A 22,601-nucleotide genomic window follows, 5' to 3' on the forward strand; every position below is an offset into this window, starting at 1 on the left:
CCCTGCAATGTCGATCGCTATTATAATAAGCAGTTATCGATTGCTCGCATTCGCACCGTTTTTGTTGTTTATTTAATTGAGTTCAAATTCCTATGTCACAAACCCAAATTGATACGCTTGCATCTCTATTTAATGATGCAGTTCAAACCCTACAAGCAGATGGTACGCTACCAAGCGATTGGCAAAACAACAGCCAAATTACCCGTACGAAAGATTTAAGTCACGGTGATTTTGCCAGTAATATCGCGCTAACGGCAGCGAAAGCGGCTAAAGCTAATCCGCGTCAACTTGCTGAAAAAATTGTCAGCGCATTGCCTGACAATCAAGATATCCGCCAAGTAGAAATCGCAGGTCCAGGGTTTATCAATGTATTCTTAAATTCGGAAGCTAAATTTTCTGTATTGGACGATATTTTCACATTGCAAGACCGCTTTGGTTTGAGCAATCAGTTCGACGGTCAAAAAGTCCAAGTTGAATTTGTTTCTGCCAACCCAACGTCAAGTCTGCACGTCGGTCACGGTCGCGGTGCTGCGTTTGGCATGAGCGTCGCTAACTTGCTAGAAGCCATCGGCTATGACGTCACGCGTGAGTATTATGTCAATGACGCTGGTCGTCAAATGGACATCTTAGCAACCAGTACTTATTTGCGTTATTTAGAAGCCAATGGTGAGCAAGTGACTTTTCCTGTCAACGCCTATCAAGGTGACTATGTCAGTGACATCGCCCAGACGCTAAAAACACAACATGGTGATAGTTACGTACACAGCTTTGCAGATGTTGCCAAAGACGTACCAGAAGATGCTCAGTTTGAGATCAATGCTGATGGCGAAAAAACCGTTATCTCAGGTGATAAAGAAGCGCATATTGATGGCTTGATTGCCAATAGTAAAATTTTGCTAGGTGAGAGCTATACACTGTTTTTAAATGCAGCACTAAGCAGCATTTTGGCGGACATCAAAGACGATTTAAACGACTTTGGTGTGAGCTATGAATGCTGGTTTAGCGAAAGATCTATCGATAGCGAAATTGAGCCTGTATTACAGATATTAGATGACAAAGGCTATCTATACGAAAAAGACGGCAACATTTGGTTTAAATCAACCGATTTCGGTGATGAAAAAGACCGTGTTGTACGCCGTGCCAATGGTCAGTCGACGTATTTTGCCTCTGACATCGCTTATCATAAAAACAAGTTCGATCGCGGCTTTGACAAAGTCATTAACGTTTGGGGCGCAGACCACCATGGTTATGTCCCACGCGTAAAAGCCGCTCTATTGGCTCTTGGTATCGATGCCGAGCGTCTAGATGTAGTGCTTGTACAGTTTGTCGCGTTATGGCGCGGTAGTGAAAAAGTACAAATGTCTTCACGCTCAGGTCAGTTTGTGACCTTACGTGAGTTACGCGCAGAAGTCGGTAACGATGCTGCACGATTCTACTATGTGGCGCGCAAGCCTGAAGTGCATGTTGATTTTGACTTAGAACTTGCTAAATCACAAAGCAAGGACAATCAGGTATATTATATTCAATATGCTCATGCGCGTGTTTGCCGTGTGTTAGAAAAACTGGCAACTTATGATTTGACCGTAGATGATGCCGTTGGTTTGGCACATCAAGATTTGTTAAGTGCGCCGAATGAAGACGAGCTAATTAAACTATTAGCAGGCTATCCAGCGACGTTACTTCGCGCAGCAACTGGTTACGAGCCGCATGTTTTGACCAACTACCTAAAAGAACTAGCGGCATTGTTCCACGGTTGGTATGACACCAACCGTATCTTACCAATGAGCCTGACGTCAGGTGAAACGCCAAATCAAGATGAGCTAGACTTAATGCAAGCACGTTTGCGCTTATCCAAAGCCGTTAGACAAGTATTAGTGAATGGTCTTAGTCTACTAGGCTTGTCTGCACCGTCTAGTATGTAGTGTTTTTTACATGTAGAAAGCTATTGTTCGTATAGAAAAATTTCTAACATGTGAAATAAATGTAGGCAGCTGATAGCACTAATTTGATGATAGTTAAATCCAGTAGGGAGAGCGAGATCCATGCTAGCCAAAAAACCTAAAGGCGCAACAGAAAAGCGCAAATCAAGTAGCGTATCAGGCTTATTGTGGATGTTTGTTGGGGCAGTATTGACCCTTATGATCGGGGTGTTTATCTACCTCTCACCATTATTCAACTTCAGTCCTGCTGATGGTAGCGCTGAGAACGATCCTGATCGTCAAGTACAGCCACGTGTGGATACTGATACCGATAATGGCGATTATGAGTTCTACGATATTTTGCCAAATCAGGAAATGGCAACCATCCCTGATGAAGACATTGCTGATATTGAGAATAATCAAATAGACGGTATCGACGCGTTTGAACCAGACGTTGTTGTGACTCAACCAGAGAGCGATACAGCCAGTACAGAAAATACGGGCAGCTTAGATGCTTCGGAAGATGCGACTGTCGAACCAGCTAGTGGTAGCAATACTGGGTCTGGTGGGGATATCGTTGTTGTTGAAGAAAATACCACTTATGATGGTACGCCAACTACCAACACTAACAACGCTACGACTCGTAACAACAATGCAGGGGCGGGTGAGGCAAATGTCCAAGCTGCCACACCTGCGGCGACCTATATTTTGCAGATTAATAGTTTTAGTGATGCAGATGAAGCGGATCGTCGCCGTGCACAAGTACTGATGGCGGGTGTTGATGCTAGAGTGGTCAAGAACACAACGGGTAATGGCTTACCAATCTATCAAGTCATCTCGCGTCCTTTGAATAACCGTCAAGCAGTGACGACGGCGCAGCAACGTCTACAAAATAATGGTATAGACTCCATTATCGTTGAACAGCGTCGCTAGATTAAGTCGTTTACAGTTATTATATTTATTAAAAAAAGCGTCGTAATGGCGCTTTTTTTATCTCTGTATTTTATCAAAAGCTTTTCGACGGTTTTATGCTATTAAACGTTCATTAAGAGTATGGTTATGACAGTATCTAACTCAGTAACACCTCAAGTAGGCATCATTAAAGCGTTCTTTCAAAAATACTTTATCGATGCGTTCACTGGGATGGCTTTAGGGCTATTTGTTACGTTGATTGCAGGTCTCATTATCTCGCAAATCGGTGGCTGGTTAGATTTGCCAGCATTGGTCGCGGTCGGGAAGCTTGCCTCGATATTAATGGGCGCTGGTATTGGGGTAGGTATCGCTTATTATCTCAAAGCGCCAACACTAGTAATGCTCAGCTGTCTCGTGGCAGGTATGCTTGGTGCTCATTCCGAAGCGCTAATGGCAGGTACGCTATTTACGCCACAAGTGGGTGGGCCTGCAACCTTTGTAGCGTTGCCTGGTAATCCGATAGGCGCCTATCTAACATCAGTCTTTGCTTATCGTGCGGGTAGTTGGGTGGCAGGAAGGACCAAGCTTGATATTTTATTGGTTCCGTTATTGGTATGTGCAGTTGCATTGGCTGTCTGTGCGCTACTGAACCCACCTATCGTTGATGCAGTCGCTGCTATCGGTCAAGGTATTCAGGCGGCTACGGAACTTCAACCATTGTTAATGGGTATCGTTATTGCAGTCGTGGTAGGTATTTTACTAACACTGCCAACTTCGAGTGCGGCTATTTGTATTGCTATTGGGCTTGGCGGTGTGGCAGGTGGGGCAGCGGTAGTTGGCTGCGCGGCACATATGATTGGCTTTGCCGTTGCAAGTTTTAAAGACAATGGTGTTAGTGGTGTCGTCTCTCAAGGCTTAGGTACCAGTATGCTACAAATCCCTAATGTGCTCAAAAAGCCTATCGTTTTATTACCAGCTGTGATTGCCAGTGCTATCGTTGGGCCTATCGCGACTGTTGGGTTTGGCTTGGCTTGCACGGCAACAGGAGCAGGCATGGGTACGGCTGGTTTGGTGGGTGTATTTGGGGTGATTGAGGCATCACAGGAGATTATGAATACGGGTCAATTATGGACAGCGATTATTCTGTTGATGTTTGTATTGCCTGCGGTGATTTCAGGGTTAGTGGCTTACATCATGCGCCGTATGGGCTGGTTAGTCACTGGTGATATGAAACTGCCGTAGCGACTTAAAAGAGAGCGAGAAAATCATATCTTACAGTGGGCTAAAACACGCCAAAAAAAAGCGTCTGAGCAGAGTTTGCCAGACGCTTTTTCTAAATGAATAACCATTTATATATAATGAGTTACTAATTGAACGATACATTAAGCAATTTTAGGTACTTTGCCTTCATTGATGACATCTGCATCAACCATCACAGTTTTAGCATTTTCCATAGAAGGCAACTCATACATAGTTTCAAGCAGGGCATTTTCTACGATAGAACGTAGACCACGAGCACCTGTTTTACGTTCCATTGCTTTTTTGGCGATGGCATCTAGTGCTTCTTGAGTAAAGCTAATCTCAGCACCTTCCATATCGAACAAGTACTTGTACTGTTTTACCAGTGCGTTCTTTGGTTCAGTTAGAATTTGTACCAAGGCTTCTTCATCTAGCTCCTGTAAAGCTGCAAGTACAGGCAAACGACCGATTAGCTCAGGAATCAGACCGAACTTGATTAAATCTTCTGGCTCAACCTGCTGTAGCAAGTCTGAGCTACGACGGCTGTCGTCTTTTGAGCTGACATCAGCGTTAAAACCAATACCGCCTTTCTCAGTACGCTGCTGAATGACACTATCAAGACCAGCAAATGCACCACCAACGATGATTAGAATATTGCTGGTATCAACTTGGATGAGCTCTTGCTGTGGATGTTTACGTCCACCGTGCGGCGGGATAGCAGCAACGGTACCTTCGATTAGCTTTAGCAGCGCTTGCTGTACGCCTTCACCTGATACATCACGGGTGATAGATGGATTGTCGCCTTTCTTGCTGATTTTATCAATCTCATCAATATAGATAATACCTTGCTCAGCTTTAGCCACATCATAATCAGAAGCTTGTAATAGCTTTTGTACGATGTTCTCAACGTCTTCACCAACATAACCAGCTTCGGTTAAGGTAGTAGCATCAGCCATCGCAAACGGTACATCAAGCAGACGTGCTAAGGTTTGCGCTAGTAACGTCTTACCAGAACCAGTAGGACCAATTAGCAAAATATTACTTTTTGCCAATTCAACCATCGCATCATCAGCGCCGATCTTAGCTTTTTTGCTATCGTGAGCTAATGTCTGGCTAACTTTTAGGCGTTTATAATGGTTATAGACAGCAACAGCCAATGCTTTTTTGGCGGCGTCCTGACCGATGACATAGTCATCAAGCTTTGCACGCAACTCTTTTGGCGTTGGTAGTTTTTTATTGACCCAGGAAGTATCAACTTCGCTATCGTCATCACCGTGCTCTGCGCTATCTGCGATTAAATCAGTACATAGCTCGATACATTCATTACAAATATTGGCATCGTCAGCAGCAATCAGTTGCTGTACATCGCTTTTGGCTTTACCGCAAAACGAACACTGCGGGGTATTATCTTCTGCCATAAAAGGCGCTCCTAAAATTTAAAACTGGTTAGTTTATTTGCAGTATATCGATTACTCTATCAGTGTCATACCCTTCAAAACAATAGATATGACATTGGTTGTGAGTTGCCGTATAGCAAATAAACTATAAAAGGTCTGATGGTCTTGCTCTCGATCGAGATGCGTCACACTAATGCTGAGGTTACAAAGATTCAGGGCGACGCTCTAATACTTCGTCAACCAAACCGTACTCTTTGGCTTCTTGTGCATCTAACCAATAATCACGCTCAACGTCTTTTTCGATTTTTTCTACTGGTTGACCAGTACGCTCAGCTAAGATGCTATTCAGACGTGCACGAGTTTTAAGGATTTCACGAGCATTAATTTCGATATCAGTTGCCTGACCTTGCGCACCACCTGAAGGCTGGTGAATCATGACACGAGCGTTAGCAAGTGAATAGCGCTTGCCTTTTTGACCAGCAGCCAACAGGAACGAACCCATGCTATAAGCGCCGCCCATACAAATAGTAGATACTTCAGGCTTGATGAAGTTCATGGTGTCAAAAATAGCCAAGCCAGCACTTACTGAACCACCTGGTGAGTTGATATATAAATGGATATCTTTGTCAGGGTTTTCAGCTTCTAAGAATAGTAACTGTGCGACGATAAGGTTCGCCATGTTGTCTTCGACCTGACCGGTCAAAAAGATAACGCGCTCACGTAATAGACGTGAAAAAATATCAAACGAGCGTTCACCGCGTGAGGACTGTTCAACCACCATAGGTACTAATGCAGCTTGTGTAGTTTGTACTTCTTTGTGCGCACTCATCAGCATGTCAAAATGCGGGTTGGTAGTGATGCGATCATAATCTGTCATAGAAAAGTCCTATCGATAAATGTAAAAAATAAAATGGATTGAATGATTTTGTTGTCTAGTAGTTTTTGACTAATGGGTTGTTTATAAGGGGGCTGCGCTCACTATTCAAGCCTATAGAATTGGTTTGTGCATAAAATAGATGAAAAAGTGAGCATACTCTGTTTTTATATTTTTCTGTATGAGCTGAAAAATAACTTTTTAATCAAAAATATTTAAGAGAAATAAGTACTGGCTTAAATATTCCTTTGTTAGGTGATTACTACAATTTCTCATCCCGACACAGACGCCTTGGATCTCATGCTACCCCACTTTTTAACATAGAATACCTGATTAATAGCATGACAATCTACCCATCTTGCTAGTCGATTGTATAAGTAGCCCATCGTTAACAGAAACATTAATTCCACTTCATGATCAAACGTGCTTAGTATTCCAGTAACAATGGACACAATATGTTCAAGCAGTACAAGCTCCAGTCATGATATGTAGGGTAACAGCCGTGCTGAAAAACGGTGCATTTTCTCGATAAAATGCTACGATTTGGTGCAAATATCGCTGACTATCGGTAAAGAATTAACAGCAAGTTTGGGTCAGAAAATAGCCAAACCAATACTACTGTTACCACTAGTGAACATACACAGTAAAAACTAATGCAAAATCACTGTATTAGATATATAGACTGGTTTTTTGCCCTAGTAGGTTTATACAAGTTGGCACAATGATTGTATAAATAGTAGTATTAATGATTTTTTACGTTATGTAACCTAGTTTTTATTTTGATAGCGCTTATTTTACAGCGATTAAGCGTTGATGGTTACGTAAGACGCTAGATCATATTTGACGAGTATATAAGATGAGTTGGGCTTCTTCCTTAGCACTAAGTTTTGACACTGTTCAACGTACGATTACCCAAGGCGAGTCTATTGATAAGACGCGGCTTTATCATCGTAAGCATACTGGTGCCTTGATGGTACAGCGTGCTCTGTATCCTGAGCCCAGCAGCCAGCAAGGTATTTGCCATATCCTGATGTTGTACCCGCCAGCAGGTATCGCGGGTGGTGATACGCTGACCATAGACCTGAATTTAGATAGTGATAGCCATGCTGTCATCACTACGCCAGGGGCAGGTAAGTGGTATGGCAAAGACAGCGTTAGCCAAAAATATAAGGCATCATCGAACAACAACGATACGCATCAAAGCATGGAACAAGATGAGATAGCAGATTACGCTAGTCAAAACGTACAGGCCGTGATGGCAACAGATACTCGCTTAGAATGGTTACCGCAAGAGAGTATCATCTATAACGAAGCCAATATGCATGCGGTCAATCGCTTTGATTTAAAAAAATCTTCTAGCCTACTGACATGGGAAGTTAGTGTGTTTGGGCGGCAAGCATATGATGAGCAGTTTTTGAAAGGGCATTACCATACTGGCTTGAGTATCTACCGAGAGGGCAGGGTTATCGTTGCTGAACGTGTGGCACAGTCGGCAAAAAATCGCTGGTTTACCTCAAATTTAGGATTAGCGAATCAGCATATTTATGGATCGTTTTGGGCAGTGCCAAGTTTGAGTGATGTTCAGGAAAACCTTGCGCTGTCCGCATCGCAAACCACACAATCAACCGAAACTGCCCAAGCAACTATCAAGCAGTCATTAACTCGCTATCTAGATAATACGATAGCAGCATTACGTCAAAGCATTGCACAGGACAAACTGCCTGTCTATTGCACTCATAATGGCCAAGCGATTAATATTCGTTACATTGGCTCAGATGTACGCGGCTGTTTTGAGACTTTTTATCAGCTGAGAGAAGTCTTGCGCGATCATTGGTGGCAGCTTGAGCCTTGCCGTCCTCGTATTTGGGATACTTAAGACAGTGCTAGCTGATGGTGTTTGCCAATAGCTGCGTTGCGATTACGCTTCGAACGTTTTTGGTCGATATCTAACGCTTTGAAAACTTCTAATCTGCTATAAGCATAATTAGCCTCCTATAAATATAGTGATAAATACAATAAGGAATTGTCATGCATTTGACTCCAACTGAGAAAGACAAACTCATGCTATTTACGGCTGGAATGGTTGCTGAGCGCCGTAAAAATCGTGGTGTTAAGCTCAATTATCCTGAAGCCGTTGCTTATATTAGTATGCTGCTTATGGAAGGGGCACGGGATGGCAAAAGAGTGGCTGAGTTGATGAGTGAAGGTGCCACGTATTTGTCTGCTGATGATGTGATGGAAGGTGTGGCAGAGATGGTAGATGAAGTGCAAATCGAGGCGACTTTTCCTGATGGCACCAAACTGGTCACGGTACATAATCCCATCGTATAACGCTGTGTACCATTGTTATAGCACTGAAATGCTCACTATAAAATAAGGCGGCTCTCATGCAAGTAGGCGAATATCATATCCAAGATGGCGATATTATCTTAAACCAAGGGCGACAAGTACAGACCATCAGTGTCAGCAATACTGGCGATCGACCTATCCAAATCGGCTCGCACTATCACTTCTACGAAGTCAATGATGCTTTAAATTTTGAGAGAGAGAAAACTCGCGGCTTTCGTCTAAATATTATTTCTGGAACAGCGGTACGTTTTGAGCCTGGTCAATCTCGGGAAGTAGAGTTGGTCGCTTATGCTGGCAAGCAAAATGTATACGGTTTTGCTGGGCGTGTTATGGGCGCCACTAGCTCAGATGCAGCATCAAACAATACAGATAATGAGAGCCCTACAGCAACATCACAAAAGAAAGTGAGTCGACATATTTACGCTGAGCATTTTGGTCCTACAACGGGCGATAAAGTCCGCCTCGCCGATACCGAGCTTTGGTTACAGGTTGAGGCAGATTTGACCAGTCACAAAGATGCTACTGTTGACCAGACAGAGATGTCACAAAGCGGTGAAAATAGCAGTAAACCCACTGAGATAAAAGGTGAGGAAGTTAAGTTCGGTGGTGGTAAAGTCATTCGTGATGGTATGGGGCAAGGACAACTGCTAGGCGATGAAGTTGCTGATACAGTGATTACCAATGCATTGGTCGTTGACTATACCGGTATTTATAAAGCCGATATCGGTATCAAAGACGGTCGCATTAGTGCCATTGGTAAATCTGGAAATCCTGATATTCAGCCTGCTATCGATATTTCTATCGGCGGCGCTACTGAAATTATTTCTGGTGAAGGTAAAATCCTGACAGCAGGTGGTGTTGATAGTCATATTCACTTTATCGCGCCCCAGCAATGCGAGACCGCGCTTATGTCAGGCGTGACCACGATGCTAGGTGGTGGTACAGGACCAGCTCAGGGTACGCTAGCGACTACCTGTACGCCAGGGGCTTATCATATTGGTTCGATGCTAAAGTCGACCGACAGCATTCCTATGAATATTGGGTTGCTAGGTAAAGGTAACGTCAGTGTGCCAACACCGATTGCTGAGCAAATCGAAGCAGGCGCTGTAGGACTAAAGCTGCATGAAGACTGGGGCACGACACCGCAAGCCATTGATAACTGCTTGAGCGTCGCTGAAGATTATGATGTGCAAGTCGCTATTCATACTGATACTTTAAACGAAAGTGGCTATTTAGAGAGTACGCTAGGTGCTTTTAAAAACCGTTGTATTCATACTTTTCATACTGAAGGTGCGGGTGGCGGCCATGCGCCTGATATTTTAAAGGCAATTGGCGAGTCGCATGTATTACCATCTTCAACCAATCCAACCAGACCATACACCGTCAATACCATTGATGAGCATCTAGATATGCTGATGGTTTGTCATCATCTGAGTCCTGCCATCGCTGAAGATGTAGCGTTTGCTGAAAGCCGTATTCGCCAAGAAACCATTGCGGCAGAAGACATACTGCACGACTTGGGAGCGATATCGATGATGAGTAGTGACTCACAAGCGATGGGGCGAGTGGGTGAAGTTGTTATTCGTACGTGGCAAACGGCGCACAAGATGAAGGTTCAACGCGGTCACCTAGCGCCAGATGCAACGGCCGACAAAGAGCATCAAGAGCAGTGCATTACTTTGACAGACTATGATAAAAGCGCAGACAACGATAATTTCCGCATCAAACGCTATATCGCAAAATACACCATAAATCCTGCCATTACCCATGGTATTAGCGACATGGTTGGCTCAATTGAAGTAGGTAAGTGGGCGGATATGGTGCTATGGTCGCCGAAGTTTTTTGGGGTAAAGCCTGAATGTATCATCAAAGGCGGACTTATCGCTGCAGTACCAATGGGCGATATCAATGCCTCTATACCGACACCTCAGCCTGTGCATTATCGTCCAATGTTTGCCACGTATCCAAAATCGGTTGCCCAAACCAGCATTACCTTTATGTCGCAAGCTGCGATAGACAAAAAAGTTGATAAGCAGCTTGGATTGACCAAAGTCATCCAGCCAGTACACGGTATTCGTAAAATTCGTAAAAGCGATATGCGTTTCAACAGCTATTGCCCAGATATGGATATCAATCCTGAGACCTATGAAGTACGCGCTGATGGTAAGACGCTTACCTGTGAGCCAGCTGATGTACTACCCATGGCGCAGCGTTACTTTTTATTCTAATGCTTATTTTAATGTTTAGATACGCATACACACAGGCGGTATTAAAGAGCGCGCCTTAAACCATATAGCTAGTTTGTGTGGCACGAATTTCTTTCTAGTACTTTTATCATCAATTAAACGATAGTTTGAGCAACAGTAAGCAGAGCAATTTATCTATGAAAATATTTAATACCCGTTTAAGTACACTGAGCGACACTCAAAAAACACAAATAGCAGAACAGTACAAATCCGATAACTATCTACTGTTAGACTTCGATACACGTCAGCATTCTCGCTTTAGAGCCATTACGGTTTCAGGTGAGGCGGTTGGTATTGACCTTCCTCGTACAGGCGTATTAAAAGGCAATGATGTTCTTATCAACGCATCAGGAGAGTTGATGCAGGTCATCGCTAAGCCACAAGCTGTAACAAAGGTAACCGCTGCTGATGATTTTCTATTAATGAAAGGCGCTTATCATTTGGGTAATCGTCACGTGCCATTAATGTTTGAGCACAGTTTGGATCAAGGTGATGCAGGCTATGCGCTATATTTTGAAAACGATCATGTACTGGCACAAATGCTAGAAAACCTTGGTCTACATACCGAGTGTACATCAGTACCATTTGAGCCTGAAACGGGTGCTTATCAAACTGGCCAAGGGCATTCGCATGGCCACTCTCATTCCCACGTCCATGGCCATAGTCACGATGATGCGTCTACAGGTAGTCTAAATGATGACTGAAATCAGTGTCCAGCCTGAGCAGTCTAGACAGCTAGGACAGTTATTGATGCTGGCCTCCAGCAATCTACCTATTGGTAGCTATACCTACTCGCAAGGTGTAGAGTCAGCGATTGAGTCAGGCATTATCTTTGATGAAGCCAGTACTCTTACATTCATGCAGGACTATCTAGCGCTAGCAGTTGTTGGCTACGAGCTGCCTGTGTTAGGACTTATAATGTGTGCGCTTAATCAAGGAAACGAAGCGCTAGCAGCGAATCTAGCACATGATTATCATGCCGGATTGGAGAGTAAAGAGTTTGTATTGGAGTCTCAGCAGTTAGCACAAGCGATGGTCTCTTGGCTCAATGAAGTATTAAGTCTTGGTATACCCACGGAAGTGCTTGAAGATGGGTTTTTGCCACTTTTCGCACATATTGCTCAACATTGGCAACTGCCACTTGCACAATCTATGACCACCTACGGATTTGCTCAAGTAGAGAATATGGTGCTCGCCGCTGTGAAGACAGTACCGCTAGGGCAGATGGCAGGTCAGCGTATTCTATGGCAATTACAAAGCGATTTGGGCGCTCAAATAGATACTCTGAATGTTGATGTACGACAGGCTTTTGAGAGTGTCATTATTTCAAAAGATACACTCGATGATATGGCTATAAGCGCTACGCAGCATAATGAGCAGCTGTGCCAAGATCTCTATGATAGGCTCAATATCTCTAACAACTTACCCAACTTGGCTATCCTCTCGAGTATGCATGAGGAGCAGTACAGTCGGTTGTTCCGCTCATAGCCATACCTTTTCATTTATTTATACTGATTGATATATAAACTGTTTTAGGAAATCAATATGTCTCTAACCCCGCTCAAACCAAAAAACGCTCACGCTGCATCAGAATTACAGACTGATAGCGACAGTCAAAACCAGTCTTCTTTGTCGTGCTTACGCCTTGGTATTGGTGGACCAGTCGGTAGTGGTAAAACTGCTCTGACCCTACAGCTGTGCCAAAACCTGCGTGATACGGTCAATATGGCAGTTGTGACCAATGATATTTATACCAAAGAAGATTCGCAGTTTTTGACTCGCAATAATGCCATGCCAGCTGAACGTATTCGCGGTGTAGAGACGGGCGGTTGCCCGCATACTGCCATTCGTGAAGATGCCTCTATTAATCTGACAACCATTGCTGAGCTACAAGCAACCTTTGAAGGCTTGGAGATGATCATTATCGAGTCAGGTGGTGATAACCTAGCGGCGACGTTTAGCCCAGAGCTGTCTGATTTGACCTTATATGTCATCGATGTTTCTGCAGGCGATAAAATCCCTCGTAAGGGTGGCCCTGGGATTACCAAATCTGACTTGTTAATTATTAATAAAACGGATCTTGCACCGATGGTGGGTGCTTCGCTTGAGGTGATGGAACGTGATGCGAAAAAAATGCGTGGCGACAAGCCTTTTGTTTTTAGCAACATGAAAACAGGTGATGGATTAGCAGAGATCATCGCCTTTATCAAAGAACATGGCATGCTTGCTTAGAGAGTAGGTGAACTTTTACCATCAGAATATAAATAACAAGGAAAAACCACATGACACAGTGTACAAAAGCTCTTCATACCAAAAGCTCTCGTTTCTCACCAGTATTCTCAACTCGTAACATCGTGTCTGGATCAACGGTAATGATGACATCACTGATGCTGCCGTCATTAGCACAGGCACATTCAGGTCATATTCACACCGCCGCATCGCATGCACCTTCGTTTCTAGGGACATTACAAGCTGGTCTGATTCATCCAGTAACTGGGCTTGATCATTTGTTTTTAGCAGTTGGTATGGGCATGTTGTTTTATGGTCTACAAAAGCAGCGTCTAGGGATGATGTCATTGACAGCAGGGTTGTCGCTAGGTGCGGTATTGGGTACGGCTGGTGTGCTGATTGGTGGTATTGGCTTTGCTGCATCATCTGGGCTGATTGAAGTAGCAATATCACTGTCGGTAGTGGTGTTGGCTATGGTCCTGATGAGTCAAAAAAGCAGACAAGAAGCATTTTCAGCGCAAACCCATACAGCAAGCACGCCAAGCATTCAGCAGTTATCATTGTTTGGTTTCGGTGGTTTGGCAGTGTTTCATGGCATGGCGCATGCGATGGAGGTACCAGCAAATATCGGTGCGAGCGGTCAGCTAGGATTCTATGCAGGGATGTTGGTCACGATGCTAGCGCTATATGCAGTTGGTACGCTGATTGGTCAGCAGCTACAGCAGCGTTTAGGTGGCAACTTATGGATACAGCGCGGTCTAGTGCTGCTAGGATTGAGCGCCGTATTTGCACCTGTGTTGGTTTAAGTATTCTTGACGCTACAAACGAAGTGTTTGTATATTCGATAGTTATAGCTAATTTTAGCTATCGAAACTCATAAAAAATGCGCCCCCGATTAAAAGGTCGGGGGCGCATTTTAGTTTTGATAACCGACTAAAGCATATCTAAAAAGACAGCCTGTCGTATCAATTACATTGCTTGCTGCTGTTGTTGCTGAGCGGCTAGCAAGTCTTGGTAGCTAACTTCTTTGTCAGTTACTTTGCCTTGCTCGATCAAGTAATCTACTACTTGGTCTTCTAGTACAACTGACTCAATGTTAGCGCGCTGCTGTTGATCGTTGGTGTAGTACTCGATAACTTCAGCTGGATCTTCGTAGTTTTCAGCGGCTTCTTTAATGAAAGTTTCTACACGCGCTTGATCTACTTCTAAGCCTTTAGTATCGATAACACGGGCAACGATGATACCAAGACGGGCAGCACGTAGCGCTTGCTCTTCAAATAGCTCATTTGGCAGCATGTCTTTATCGAAGCTATCAGCATTGGCGCCGAACTGCTGAGAGAAACGTTGCATCATCATGTTGCGTTGGCGCTCGATTTCTTGCTCTAGCATCGCGTTTGGTACATCAAACTCGTTCTTTTCTAGCAATGCGTCAAAAGTCGCTTGCTTAACTTGGCTACGCGCAGCGTTTTTGATTTCGCGTTCCATGTTTTTGCGTACGTCTTCTTTCAACTTCTCAACGCCGCCTTCTTTTACGCCGAATAGCTCTAGGAACTCTTCATTGATTTCAGGTAGCTTAGATCTTTCAACCAATTTTACGTTGATTTTGAACTGGGCTTCTTTACCAGCTAAGTTCTCAGCTTGGTAGTCTTCTGGGAAAGTAACGTCGATGATTTTTTCTTCGCCAGCTTTCATGCCTTTGATACCAGCTTCAAAACCTGGGATCATCTGGTTGCTACCGATGACCAGTTTGAAGTCTTCGCTAGAGCCGCCTTCGAATTTTTCGCCGTCGATTGAACCTTCAAAGTCAAAAGTTACTTGGTTGTCTTTCGCAGCCATGCCTTTTTTCTCAACGAATTCTTCACGTTGCTTTTGTAGGTTTTCGATCATGGTGTCAACGTCTTCTTCACTAACTTGTGCAGTGTGACGCTCAACTTCAATCTCATCGATACCTTGTACGTCTACTTCTGGGAAGATTTCAACAGTGGCTTGGTATACCAAGAAATCGTCTTCAAGTTTTACGTCATCGATGTTAGGCATGCCAACAGCGCGGATGTCTTCAGATTTGATCGCTTCAAAAACCGTATCACGGATCACGTCGTTGATAACTTCTTGTTGAATGCCAGCACCGTACTGCGAACGGATGTGTGACATAGGGACGTTACCTTTACGGAAACCGTCAATCTTGGCAGTTTTCGCAACTTGGCGGATACGGCCTTCAACTTTGTTTTGGATTTTTTCAACGGGTACTTTAACCGTTAGCTGGGTTTCTTTATTAGATAGCTTGTTGGTTGTGACTTGTAAATCTGTAGCCATGTTAATTACACCTTTAGGATTAAGTAGTACGTTTGATTAATGAAATAGTACTTAGGGTTAAATGGTAATAGACAGACCGCGCCTCAAATTACGGGCATGTACGACGGGCTGCCGTTGAACTAAATAGGGGATAGCGCACAACGTCAAATTCAGTGTCAGTAGCAATTGCTGCTGATACCGAAAGGTGAACTTACTGAGGTTGTCCATGCCATCAAATATCGATAATAAACCGTTAATCCAGCGCATAATAACGCTTTTTGGTGCATTATACAGCCAAATAACGGATTTCAACAAAATTTTAAAAGTAGAACAGTATAATCTATCTGTTTATTAAAGTAAAAATTATCTCTTTGATGGCATGTTTCCTTATGTTGCTTACTTTTATATAGCTTAGTCTTATATAAAAAATTAGCCATATCTATAGTCAATAAATCAGCCAGTGAATGAGAAACAGCGATAAATTTTTAAGCGCATTATGAGCATCAAGCGCACTTATAGAGGTAGCTGTGCCAATAACTGCTGGATTGCCTGACCACGATGACTGATGCTGTTTTTATCAGCAGCGCTTAGACTAGCCGCACTGGCTTGCAAATTAGGCAACCAAAACAATGGATCATAGCCAAAACCACCTTCGCCATGTAGCGAATCCAAGATTTCGCCATGCCATAATCCTTGAGCGACAATCGGTAATGGATCATCAGCATGACGCACCATCGCCAGTACGCAAACAAACAATCCTTTAACGGGAGTATCTGGCTTCGCTGCACGTATAGGCTGCAAGTCAGCGATGAGCTTGGCGTTATTTTTACTATCGTTACCGTGCTCACCAGCATAGCGAGCAGAATAGATACCTGGCGCATTACCTAGTACAGGCACGCACAGTCCTGAATCATCAGCAATTGCAGGCAATCCGCTGATACGGCTCGCATGACGGGCTTTGATAATGGCATTTTCTACAAAGCTTAGACCATCTTCGATGGCGTCTTCGATATCGAGCTGACCTTGCGGGACGATCGTCACGTCCAAGTTCGCTTCAGCAAATAGCCGTTTAAACTCAGCCAACTTGCCTTTATTGTTACTAGCAAGTACCCATTGATTAGCGGTTGTCGGGTGGGTAGCAGTTAACGAGGTATCAGTGGTGCTCATAGAGTTATTCCATAATATAAAGATGATGAAGAGCGATTATTCGAGTAGGTTTTATTTATCTTCTTTAAGGCTAATCGATAAATTATTTGTCGTTTTAAGTGGTTATACTAATAATGATAACGCATGAGTTTGAAGTGAGTGCAATTACTGCTTAATAAATAACCAATCGCTATGCAGATTGTTCGGGCTATAACATTTGGTAACTGATATTATTGGTTGCTATTGCTATAATAGGCGACAAGCTACAGTGAAATATATCTTATGGCTTGTGAATATTAAGTTAATAAAAGCTTATAAAGTCAAACGCTTGGCTTTTGGGCAAAGAATAATAGCAATAAGTAACTGATAGGTTAATTTTGGATTCATAACGATACGTGATATTGTATTGAGCAGTACCGTGTATCAAGCGATAAAGTTCATTTTAAACAATAAACTCAGCCAATTTAGTCCGCTATTTTATAGTGTTTTTTGCGGTGTAAAAATAGCGTAAAATTCAGTTTCTATAAGCAAGTTTTTATAAACTAACGACTAAACAGCAAGGATAAAATAATTATGTCAAACATTACTTTACCAGATCTACCATATGCAAAAGACGCACTAGAGCCACATATCAGTGCTGAAACGCTAGAGTATCATCATGACAAGCATCACAATGCATATGTCACTAAGCTCAACGACTTGCTACCAGGTTCTGGTCTAGAAGACAAAACATTGCCAGAAATCATCGTAGCGACTGCTAAAGATGACAGCAAGCAAGGTATGTTCAACCAAGCAGCTCAAGTATGGAACCACACGTTCTACTGGAACTGCATGACGCCAACAAACGGCGGCGGCGAACCTACTGGCGATCTAAAAGCAAAAATCGAAGAAGATTTCGGTAGCTACGACAAGTTCCGCGAAGAGTTCAAAAACGCAGCATTGACTCAGTTTGGTTCAGGCTGGGCATGGCTAGTCGCTGATAAAGTCGGCGGCAAATTGTCAATCGCCAAAACTGCTAACGCTGACACTCCACTTGCACATGACCAAGTAGCAGTATTGACTTGTGATGTATGGGAACACGCGTACTATGTAGATTACCGTAACCGTCGTCCTGACTATGTTGATACGTTCCTAGACAAGCTAGTGAACTGGGACTACGCAAACGCAAAATATAAAGGTCAAGACGCTGGCGTTGAAGAGTAATCTTTAACGACTAGATGTTTGATTGAAAAAGGACACCGCGAGGTGTCCTTTTTTTTGCTTATGAGTTTTTCTATTTTGATTTCTAGTCAAATTGCGTATATTTAGTTAGGCAGCGATTGGTTAAGCCACACCGCCGTTAGCACCGATATTTTGCCCAGTGATCCAAGCAGCTTCCTCACCCACTAGAAATAATACGACACGGGCGATATCAACTGGTTCGCCGATACGGTTGAACGCTGACATGCTGGCGAGCTTTTCGATGGTTTTGTCCGATTTTCCTTGATTGAATAGCTCGGTATCTGTTGGACCAGGTGACACAGCGTTGACCGTAATTCCTCGCTCACCAATCTCTTTGGCAAAGACTCGGGTCATCTGCTCGACTGCGCCTTTAGTCGCGCAATAAGTACCATAAGTGGGCAGCATCATACGAGTGGTGGTGCTAGATAGGTTGACGATACGGCCGCCGTCATTAAGCTTGGTTGCTGCCTCACGAAGTGTATTAAATGTGCCTTTTGCATTAACGGCAAAGGTACGGTCAAAGTCTTCGTCGGTGGTTTCTGCAATGGGTTTATTATCCATTATACCGGCGCTATTCACTAAGATATCAGGCTTGCCAAACGTATTGATAGTGGCATCAAACAGCGTAGCGACTTGCTGAGAGTCACTGATATCTGCTTGCACAGCGATGGCTTCACCGCCTGCTGCTTTAATCTGACTGACGATATCATTCGCTGCTGCGTCATCATTTGCATAGTTGATGACGGTTTTAGCCCCTGATTCTGCTAGTAGCACGGCTATCTGTGCGCCGATACCTTTTGATGAACCGGTCACAATCGCGACTTTATTTTTTAGTGTTGTCATTGTTATTCTCTCTGTTTTTGTAGATAGATATCAACACGCCTGTGTGGCAAATTGACTGATAATCATTAATTGACGATATAGACATTAGCAGTGTGCAAAGACAATGAGTAGAGAGGTTCTGTAGGCTTGTTTTTAGATAAATGTATGAGCTGGGTTTCTATAGGTTTGAGTGTGTGGTTTTGAGCTGCGAAGGGTTTAAATAGGAAAAGGACATGATGAGTGTCCTTTTCTGGATAATCGTTTATACAGCTATAGTTTCGACATCTAAAGATAAGCGTGTATTACTTTTGATATCATTGACAAATAATTCCCAAGTCCCTTTTTCTACTCTGATTGAACAATAATGAGATGCTGCACGTATGAACCCAAGTGCAACTACATTTAAATCTTTAATTAGTTGCTCAATAGACTCTATATGATTATCACCATAAGATAGAAATATAGAATCTCTATAATGAGCTTTACCTCGGTATCTAAAAGCTTGAATTAAGAAATTTACTTGTCCTTTGTCTAAGGTTTTGTCTCTAAGTTCTCTAGCAATTTTCTTTCGAAAGTTATCGACTTCGAGAGCTTTGAACTCTTTCGTATTTTGAATACGTTCTTCCGATTCTTCTCTTTTATATTTGTGTGTACCTTTTAGATAAGAGACGATACCTCCATGAGCAATATCTAAACCTCCAGCTTTTTGATTTAAATCGAATTTGTTGTCCCCTCGATAAACTGCAATCTCAGCTTCAGCCTTACTAATAACTAAGCTACTTAGATAAAGGTCGAAAGGATAGAGGATAAGTCCCTTTTCTGCTATATCTGCTTGCCATACTCTTGCGGTTGCAGTATGGTTTTCTTGTTTCGAGCCTGAAGACGCAGCAATCATAGCGCTACTAGCAAAATAGATTGCGTAATACCATGATACGATTGCAGAACTACAGATATCGTATTTATCTATAGCTTCATTATCCATAGTATTTAAAGCTGCTAGGTTGTTGTAAGCCATATGCATATTTTTAAAGACCCAGTTATCCGCTTCTGGGTTGACATTCCTTCTTTGAACCTTCTGATATAGATTATTAAGATTCACTTTATCACAAACTCCGCTATCAATCACCTCAGCTAGAGCCCGCATCCAATTAACAGTGCCCTGAAATGCGAATCTTGATTTAGGCTGATCACCAGCATCAAATAACCTATCTAGTAACCAATTTGACATTTGTCATCTTTTTTTTATTTGTCAAAATTACAACACCTCAAACCCAAACTTACCCAACGCTTCTCGCAGCGTCGCAATATTATAATAGGCATGCGCATTGACAGTATTTTGAAAGAAAATATAAAGCGTATCAAAATGCTGACGCTGATTGGCAATCGCCTGCGCCCAGTCCTGCATCTCCGCCTCACTATAACGATAGTCATGACGGTCAGCCGCGCTCATGGCATCCCACCAGTTTAGATTATTGCCGTGCATGCGTAGATAGCCTGTGCGCTCAGTAAATATCAATCGTGACGGTGGTAATCCGCCAGCCTTTGGATAATCGACGCTACACCAGATAAGTCCTTGCTGCACAAAGCTATCGACCACTTGCGGCGTATGCCAGCCGTTATGACGAAACTCAATAGCGAGTGGATATTCTTGAAACCAACTGACAAGATCTGCTAGATATAAACGATGCTCACGAGTACGGTCAAAGCCGTGTGGGAACTGAAGTAATAAAGGCGCTAAAGCGTTTGCTTCGATAAGTGGGGATAGCGCGTTTAGGAATGCCCGTGCATGCTCGGCAGTGCCTTTACGCGCATGAGTAAAGTCTTGATGCAGCTTGACGGCGAACTTCAACTGGCTGTCCGCCTGTACATAAGCTTTATCAACCATCCCAGCAAAGGCTTTTTGCCCGATGGGCGCATAAAATGTGCTGTTGATCTCGACTGCGCCATATTGCTTGGCATATTCACGTAAGAAGTCGGTCTTTTTAGTGCCAGTGGGATACAGCGTACCGAGCAAATCGGTATCGCTATAACCACCTGTGCCAAGATAAATGCGCGGGGTAGGGGAACTGTCCATGTTGACCACTCACTGCCGTTTTGGGTAATAAAGTTTACTACGATATCTTTTATTGTCGCTTATTCGACAAGTTACTTTTTACGTGACCAAAGCCATTCAATCAGTGCTAGTAGCGCGTCATTGTCTGTGCCAATGCTTTTTTTGTCGCTACCAAGCTCACGACGGATTGCTGCGCGTCCATCATTGAATAGCGATTGCGCATAGCTGGTCGCATCATCGACACCCATCAGTTTTACATAGGTTGATTTATCTAGTTTTTCATCGCTACCCGCAGGTTTACCAAGGGTATCAGTCGTCATGGTGACGTCTAGCACATCGTCCTGCACTTGAAAGGCTAGACCGATATGTTGCGCGCACTCTTGTAGTGCCATACGCTGAGGTGCCGTTGCACCAGCACAGACGCCGCCCATCAGCATCGCCGCTTCTATCAACGCCCCTGTCTTGTCACGGTGGATGGCTTCTAGATCATTCTGCGCAATACTGGCACTGGCTTCAGCATTGAGGTCTAGCATTTGACCAGACACCATGCGTCTGGCGCGCGGCGCAAATATTGCTAATAGCTGACTTGCGATGTCTGCATCAAATGGCGCAAAAGTTGGCATTTCTGCGGTTAGTACTTCAAAGGCTAGCGTCTGCAATACATCTCCGGCCAGTAGAGCCGTCGCTTCATCGAAGACAATATGAGCAGTTGGCTGTCCACGGCGCAGCTCATCATCATCCATACATGGCAAGTCATCATGCACCAACGAATAAGTATGCAGCAGCTCTACAGCTAATGCGGCACGGCGCGACATATCGTAGTCTGAGTCGTTTTCTAATAGTGCGTCCAGATCGCCATCGAGAGTATCGATGTCATTATCATGCTCGTCTGTATGTTCATTATTGCTGCTATTGATACTGGCAAAAGCGCTAGCAACCATCAGTGGACGTACCAATTTACCTTGTTCAGTCATTACATAACGGCAAGCATCTACCAGCGGGCTAGGAAGCTTGGCATAAGCAAACAATACCTCGATATCTTGCGCCAGTTGCGCACGCACAGCACCATGAAATTGCTCAGTGCTTTGAAAAGAGACAAAGTCAGAAAGAATAAAGCCAGTAGAGGTAGTACTAGAAGTAAGGGAAACAGTCATAATCCAACCATTTATCAAGGATACAGTAAAACTTATTAGGGATAAGGTAAAAACGCTATTAGTGTAGCATGATCGGTCATATCGCTTATGTGACACACGGTATCAATCGATGTTTTTTTGCACTTTTTTGCCAAAGTCCATTTAAAAGCAAAGCAGTCTTAGCTGCAATACAACGACAAGATTTTGTTACGGATGGATGATGTCACTCTTTGGTTGAATATGTTCTGATAAAAGAGCAAGCTAGACTGGTGCGTGAATCTCATTACAGTAGCTAAGTGGCATTAATTAAATGGCAATTATTAATTAATGCTAATTAACTGTCATTCCAAAGATGGCATGCATTAGGTCAATAACACAAAATAAATCTAAAATAACAATTCAGTATACATTTATTCACTAAAACACTTTTAGCGCAAGGTAAATGCCTGCAAGTGATTTAAGAGTGACTTGCGAGTATGGTATTAGCTTGTGACAGTTAGGGGCATAATCCCCTACACTAATTGACGTGAAAATGGTCTGATGATGACCCTACTGAGTTTCTTCTCAGGAAGCTCAATCGTCGATACTGAGTGCTAGACCAAGTCTCAGTCAGTATTTTGAACATCAGTACCTGCAACAGCAGTATATAAATGAAGCGCTATATGATGTCATGCAAGAGACGAAAAATACGTGCATCATTATGAGTGCTGGATAATAAAGACATATTCACTGGTGAGCTGGTTATATGTTTGTCTTTATAACATGACAA

General features: G+C 43.3%; 20 protein-coding genes. 11 read left to right on the forward strand and 9 right to left on the reverse strand.

Going from position 1 to position 22,601, the window contains the following annotated elements; all coding sequences use genetic code 11:
• Positions 1-92 precede the first annotated feature (92 nt).
• The 3 genes from argS (at position 93) to ACT3QN_RS09020 (ending at position 4,073) form a co-directional block, all read left to right on the forward strand.
• Positions 93-1,922 carry an arginine--tRNA ligase gene (gene argS / locus ACT3QN_RS09010; protein WP_444523100.1) on the forward strand — a complete coding sequence of 610 codons (1,830 nt, stop codon included), beginning with the start codon at positions 93-95 and terminating at the stop codon, positions 1,920-1,922.
• A 120-nt stretch (positions 1,923-2,042) separates the two neighbouring features.
• Positions 2,043-2,852, forward strand: a complete 810-nt coding sequence (locus tag ACT3QN_RS09015) for an SPOR domain-containing protein (RefSeq protein ID WP_444523101.1) — start codon at positions 2,043-2,045, stop codon at positions 2,850-2,852.
• Between the two features lie 126 nt (positions 2,853-2,978).
• Complete coding sequence (locus ACT3QN_RS09020) at positions 2,979-4,073, forward strand: PTS transporter subunit IIC (RefSeq protein ID WP_444523102.1); 1,095 nt, start codon at positions 2,979-2,981, stop codon at positions 4,071-4,073.
• A 140-nt stretch (positions 4,074-4,213) separates the two neighbouring features.
• Here the strand turns inward: ACT3QN_RS09020 and clpX are convergent, their stop codons facing one another.
• The gene (gene clpX / locus ACT3QN_RS09025; RefSeq protein WP_444521252.1) at positions 4,214-5,488 is read right to left on the reverse strand and encodes an ATP-dependent protease ATP-binding subunit ClpX; all 1,275 of its coding nucleotides are present in this window, start codon (positions 5,486-5,488) and stop codon (positions 4,214-4,216) included.
• Between the two features lie 181 nt (positions 5,489-5,669).
• Positions 5,670-6,296, reverse strand: coding sequence for an ATP-dependent Clp endopeptidase proteolytic subunit ClpP (gene clpP / locus ACT3QN_RS09030; RefSeq protein WP_197411852.1), 627 nt, complete (start codon positions 6,294-6,296; stop codon positions 5,670-5,672).
• Between the two features lie 901 nt (positions 6,297-7,197).
• Here clpP and ACT3QN_RS09035 point away from each other — a divergent pair.
• The 7 genes from ACT3QN_RS09035 to ACT3QN_RS09065 all read left to right on the forward strand — a co-directional run bounded on the left by ACT3QN_RS09035 (position 7,198) and on the right by ACT3QN_RS09065 (position 13,971).
• Positions 7,198-8,217, forward strand: a complete 1,020-nt coding sequence (locus ACT3QN_RS09035; RefSeq protein WP_444523103.1) for an urease accessory protein UreD — start codon at positions 7,198-7,200, stop codon at positions 8,215-8,217.
• A gap of 152 nt (positions 8,218-8,369) precedes the next feature.
• Positions 8,370-8,672 (forward strand): urease subunit gamma, encoded by a 303-nt coding sequence (gene ureA / locus ACT3QN_RS09040; RefSeq protein WP_444521250.1) that lies wholly within the window; start codon positions 8,370-8,372, stop codon positions 8,670-8,672.
• Between the two features lie 56 nt (positions 8,673-8,728).
• Complete coding sequence (ureC, locus tag ACT3QN_RS09045) at positions 8,729-10,918, forward strand: urease subunit alpha (RefSeq protein ID WP_444523104.1); 2,190 nt, start codon at positions 8,729-8,731, stop codon at positions 10,916-10,918.
• A 155-nt stretch (positions 10,919-11,073) separates the two neighbouring features.
• The gene (gene ureE / locus ACT3QN_RS09050; protein ID WP_444523105.1) at positions 11,074-11,640 is read left to right on the forward strand and encodes an urease accessory protein UreE; all 567 of its coding nucleotides are present in this window, start codon (positions 11,074-11,076) and stop codon (positions 11,638-11,640) included.
• Complete coding sequence (locus ACT3QN_RS09055) at positions 11,630-12,424, forward strand: urease accessory protein UreF (protein WP_444523106.1); 795 nt, start codon at positions 11,630-11,632, stop codon at positions 12,422-12,424. Before ureE ends, ACT3QN_RS09055 begins: the two co-directional genes overlap by 11 nt.
• Before the next feature lie 57 nt (positions 12,425-12,481).
• Complete coding sequence (ureG, locus tag ACT3QN_RS09060) at positions 12,482-13,168, forward strand: urease accessory protein UreG (RefSeq protein ID WP_444521246.1); 687 nt, start codon at positions 12,482-12,484, stop codon at positions 13,166-13,168.
• 50 nt (positions 13,169-13,218) lie between these two features.
• Positions 13,219-13,971, forward strand: a complete 753-nt coding sequence (locus tag ACT3QN_RS09065) for a HupE/UreJ family protein (protein WP_444523107.1) — start codon at positions 13,219-13,221, stop codon at positions 13,969-13,971.
• 163 nt (positions 13,972-14,134) lie between these two features.
• Here the strand turns inward: ACT3QN_RS09065 and tig are convergent, their stop codons facing one another.
• The 3 genes from tig to rdgB all read right to left on the reverse strand — a co-directional run bounded on the left by tig (position 14,135) and on the right by rdgB (position 16,624).
• Positions 14,135-15,478, reverse strand: coding sequence for a trigger factor (tig, locus tag ACT3QN_RS09070; RefSeq protein WP_444521244.1), 1,344 nt, complete (start codon positions 15,476-15,478; stop codon positions 14,135-14,137).
• A gap of 57 nt (positions 15,479-15,535) precedes the next feature.
• The gene (locus ACT3QN_RS09075) at positions 15,536-15,724 is read right to left on the reverse strand and encodes a hypothetical protein (RefSeq protein ID WP_444523108.1); all 189 of its coding nucleotides are present in this window, start codon (positions 15,722-15,724) and stop codon (positions 15,536-15,538) included.
• A gap of 246 nt (positions 15,725-15,970) precedes the next feature.
• The gene (gene rdgB / locus ACT3QN_RS09080) at positions 15,971-16,624 is read right to left on the reverse strand and encodes an RdgB/HAM1 family non-canonical purine NTP pyrophosphatase (RefSeq protein WP_444523109.1); all 654 of its coding nucleotides are present in this window, start codon (positions 16,622-16,624) and stop codon (positions 15,971-15,973) included.
• Between the two features lie 552 nt (positions 16,625-17,176).
• Between rdgB and ACT3QN_RS09085 the strand changes: the two genes are divergently transcribed.
• A complete protein-coding gene (locus ACT3QN_RS09085) occupies positions 17,177-17,806 on the forward strand; it encodes a superoxide dismutase (RefSeq protein ID WP_179799490.1) in 630 nt (209 codons plus the stop codon).
• Between the two features lie 120 nt (positions 17,807-17,926).
• Here the strand turns inward: ACT3QN_RS09085 and ACT3QN_RS09090 are convergent, their stop codons facing one another.
• From ACT3QN_RS09090 to ACT3QN_RS09105, 4 genes are all read right to left on the reverse strand, one after another.
• The gene (locus tag ACT3QN_RS09090; protein WP_444523110.1) at positions 17,927-18,667 is read right to left on the reverse strand and encodes an SDR family oxidoreductase; all 741 of its coding nucleotides are present in this window, start codon (positions 18,665-18,667) and stop codon (positions 17,927-17,929) included.
• 241 nt (positions 18,668-18,908) lie between these two features.
• The gene (locus tag ACT3QN_RS09095) at positions 18,909-19,874 is read right to left on the reverse strand and encodes a hypothetical protein (protein WP_444523111.1); all 966 of its coding nucleotides are present in this window, start codon (positions 19,872-19,874) and stop codon (positions 18,909-18,911) included.
• A 27-nt stretch (positions 19,875-19,901) separates the two neighbouring features.
• Positions 19,902-20,720 carry a DUF72 domain-containing protein gene (locus tag ACT3QN_RS09100; protein WP_444523112.1) on the reverse strand — a complete coding sequence of 273 codons (819 nt, stop codon included), beginning with the start codon at positions 20,718-20,720 and terminating at the stop codon, positions 19,902-19,904.
• Positions 20,721-20,791: 71 nt separating this feature from the next.
• A complete protein-coding gene (locus tag ACT3QN_RS09105) occupies positions 20,792-21,853 on the reverse strand; it encodes a polyprenyl synthetase family protein (RefSeq protein ID WP_444523113.1) in 1,062 nt (353 codons plus the stop codon).
• Positions 21,854-22,601 lie beyond the last annotated feature (748 nt).

It is taken from the genome of Psychrobacter sp. AOP7-C1-14 (genome assembly GCF_052376135.1).
Taxonomy (GTDB): Bacteria; Pseudomonadota; Gammaproteobacteria; order Pseudomonadales; family Moraxellaceae; genus Psychrobacter.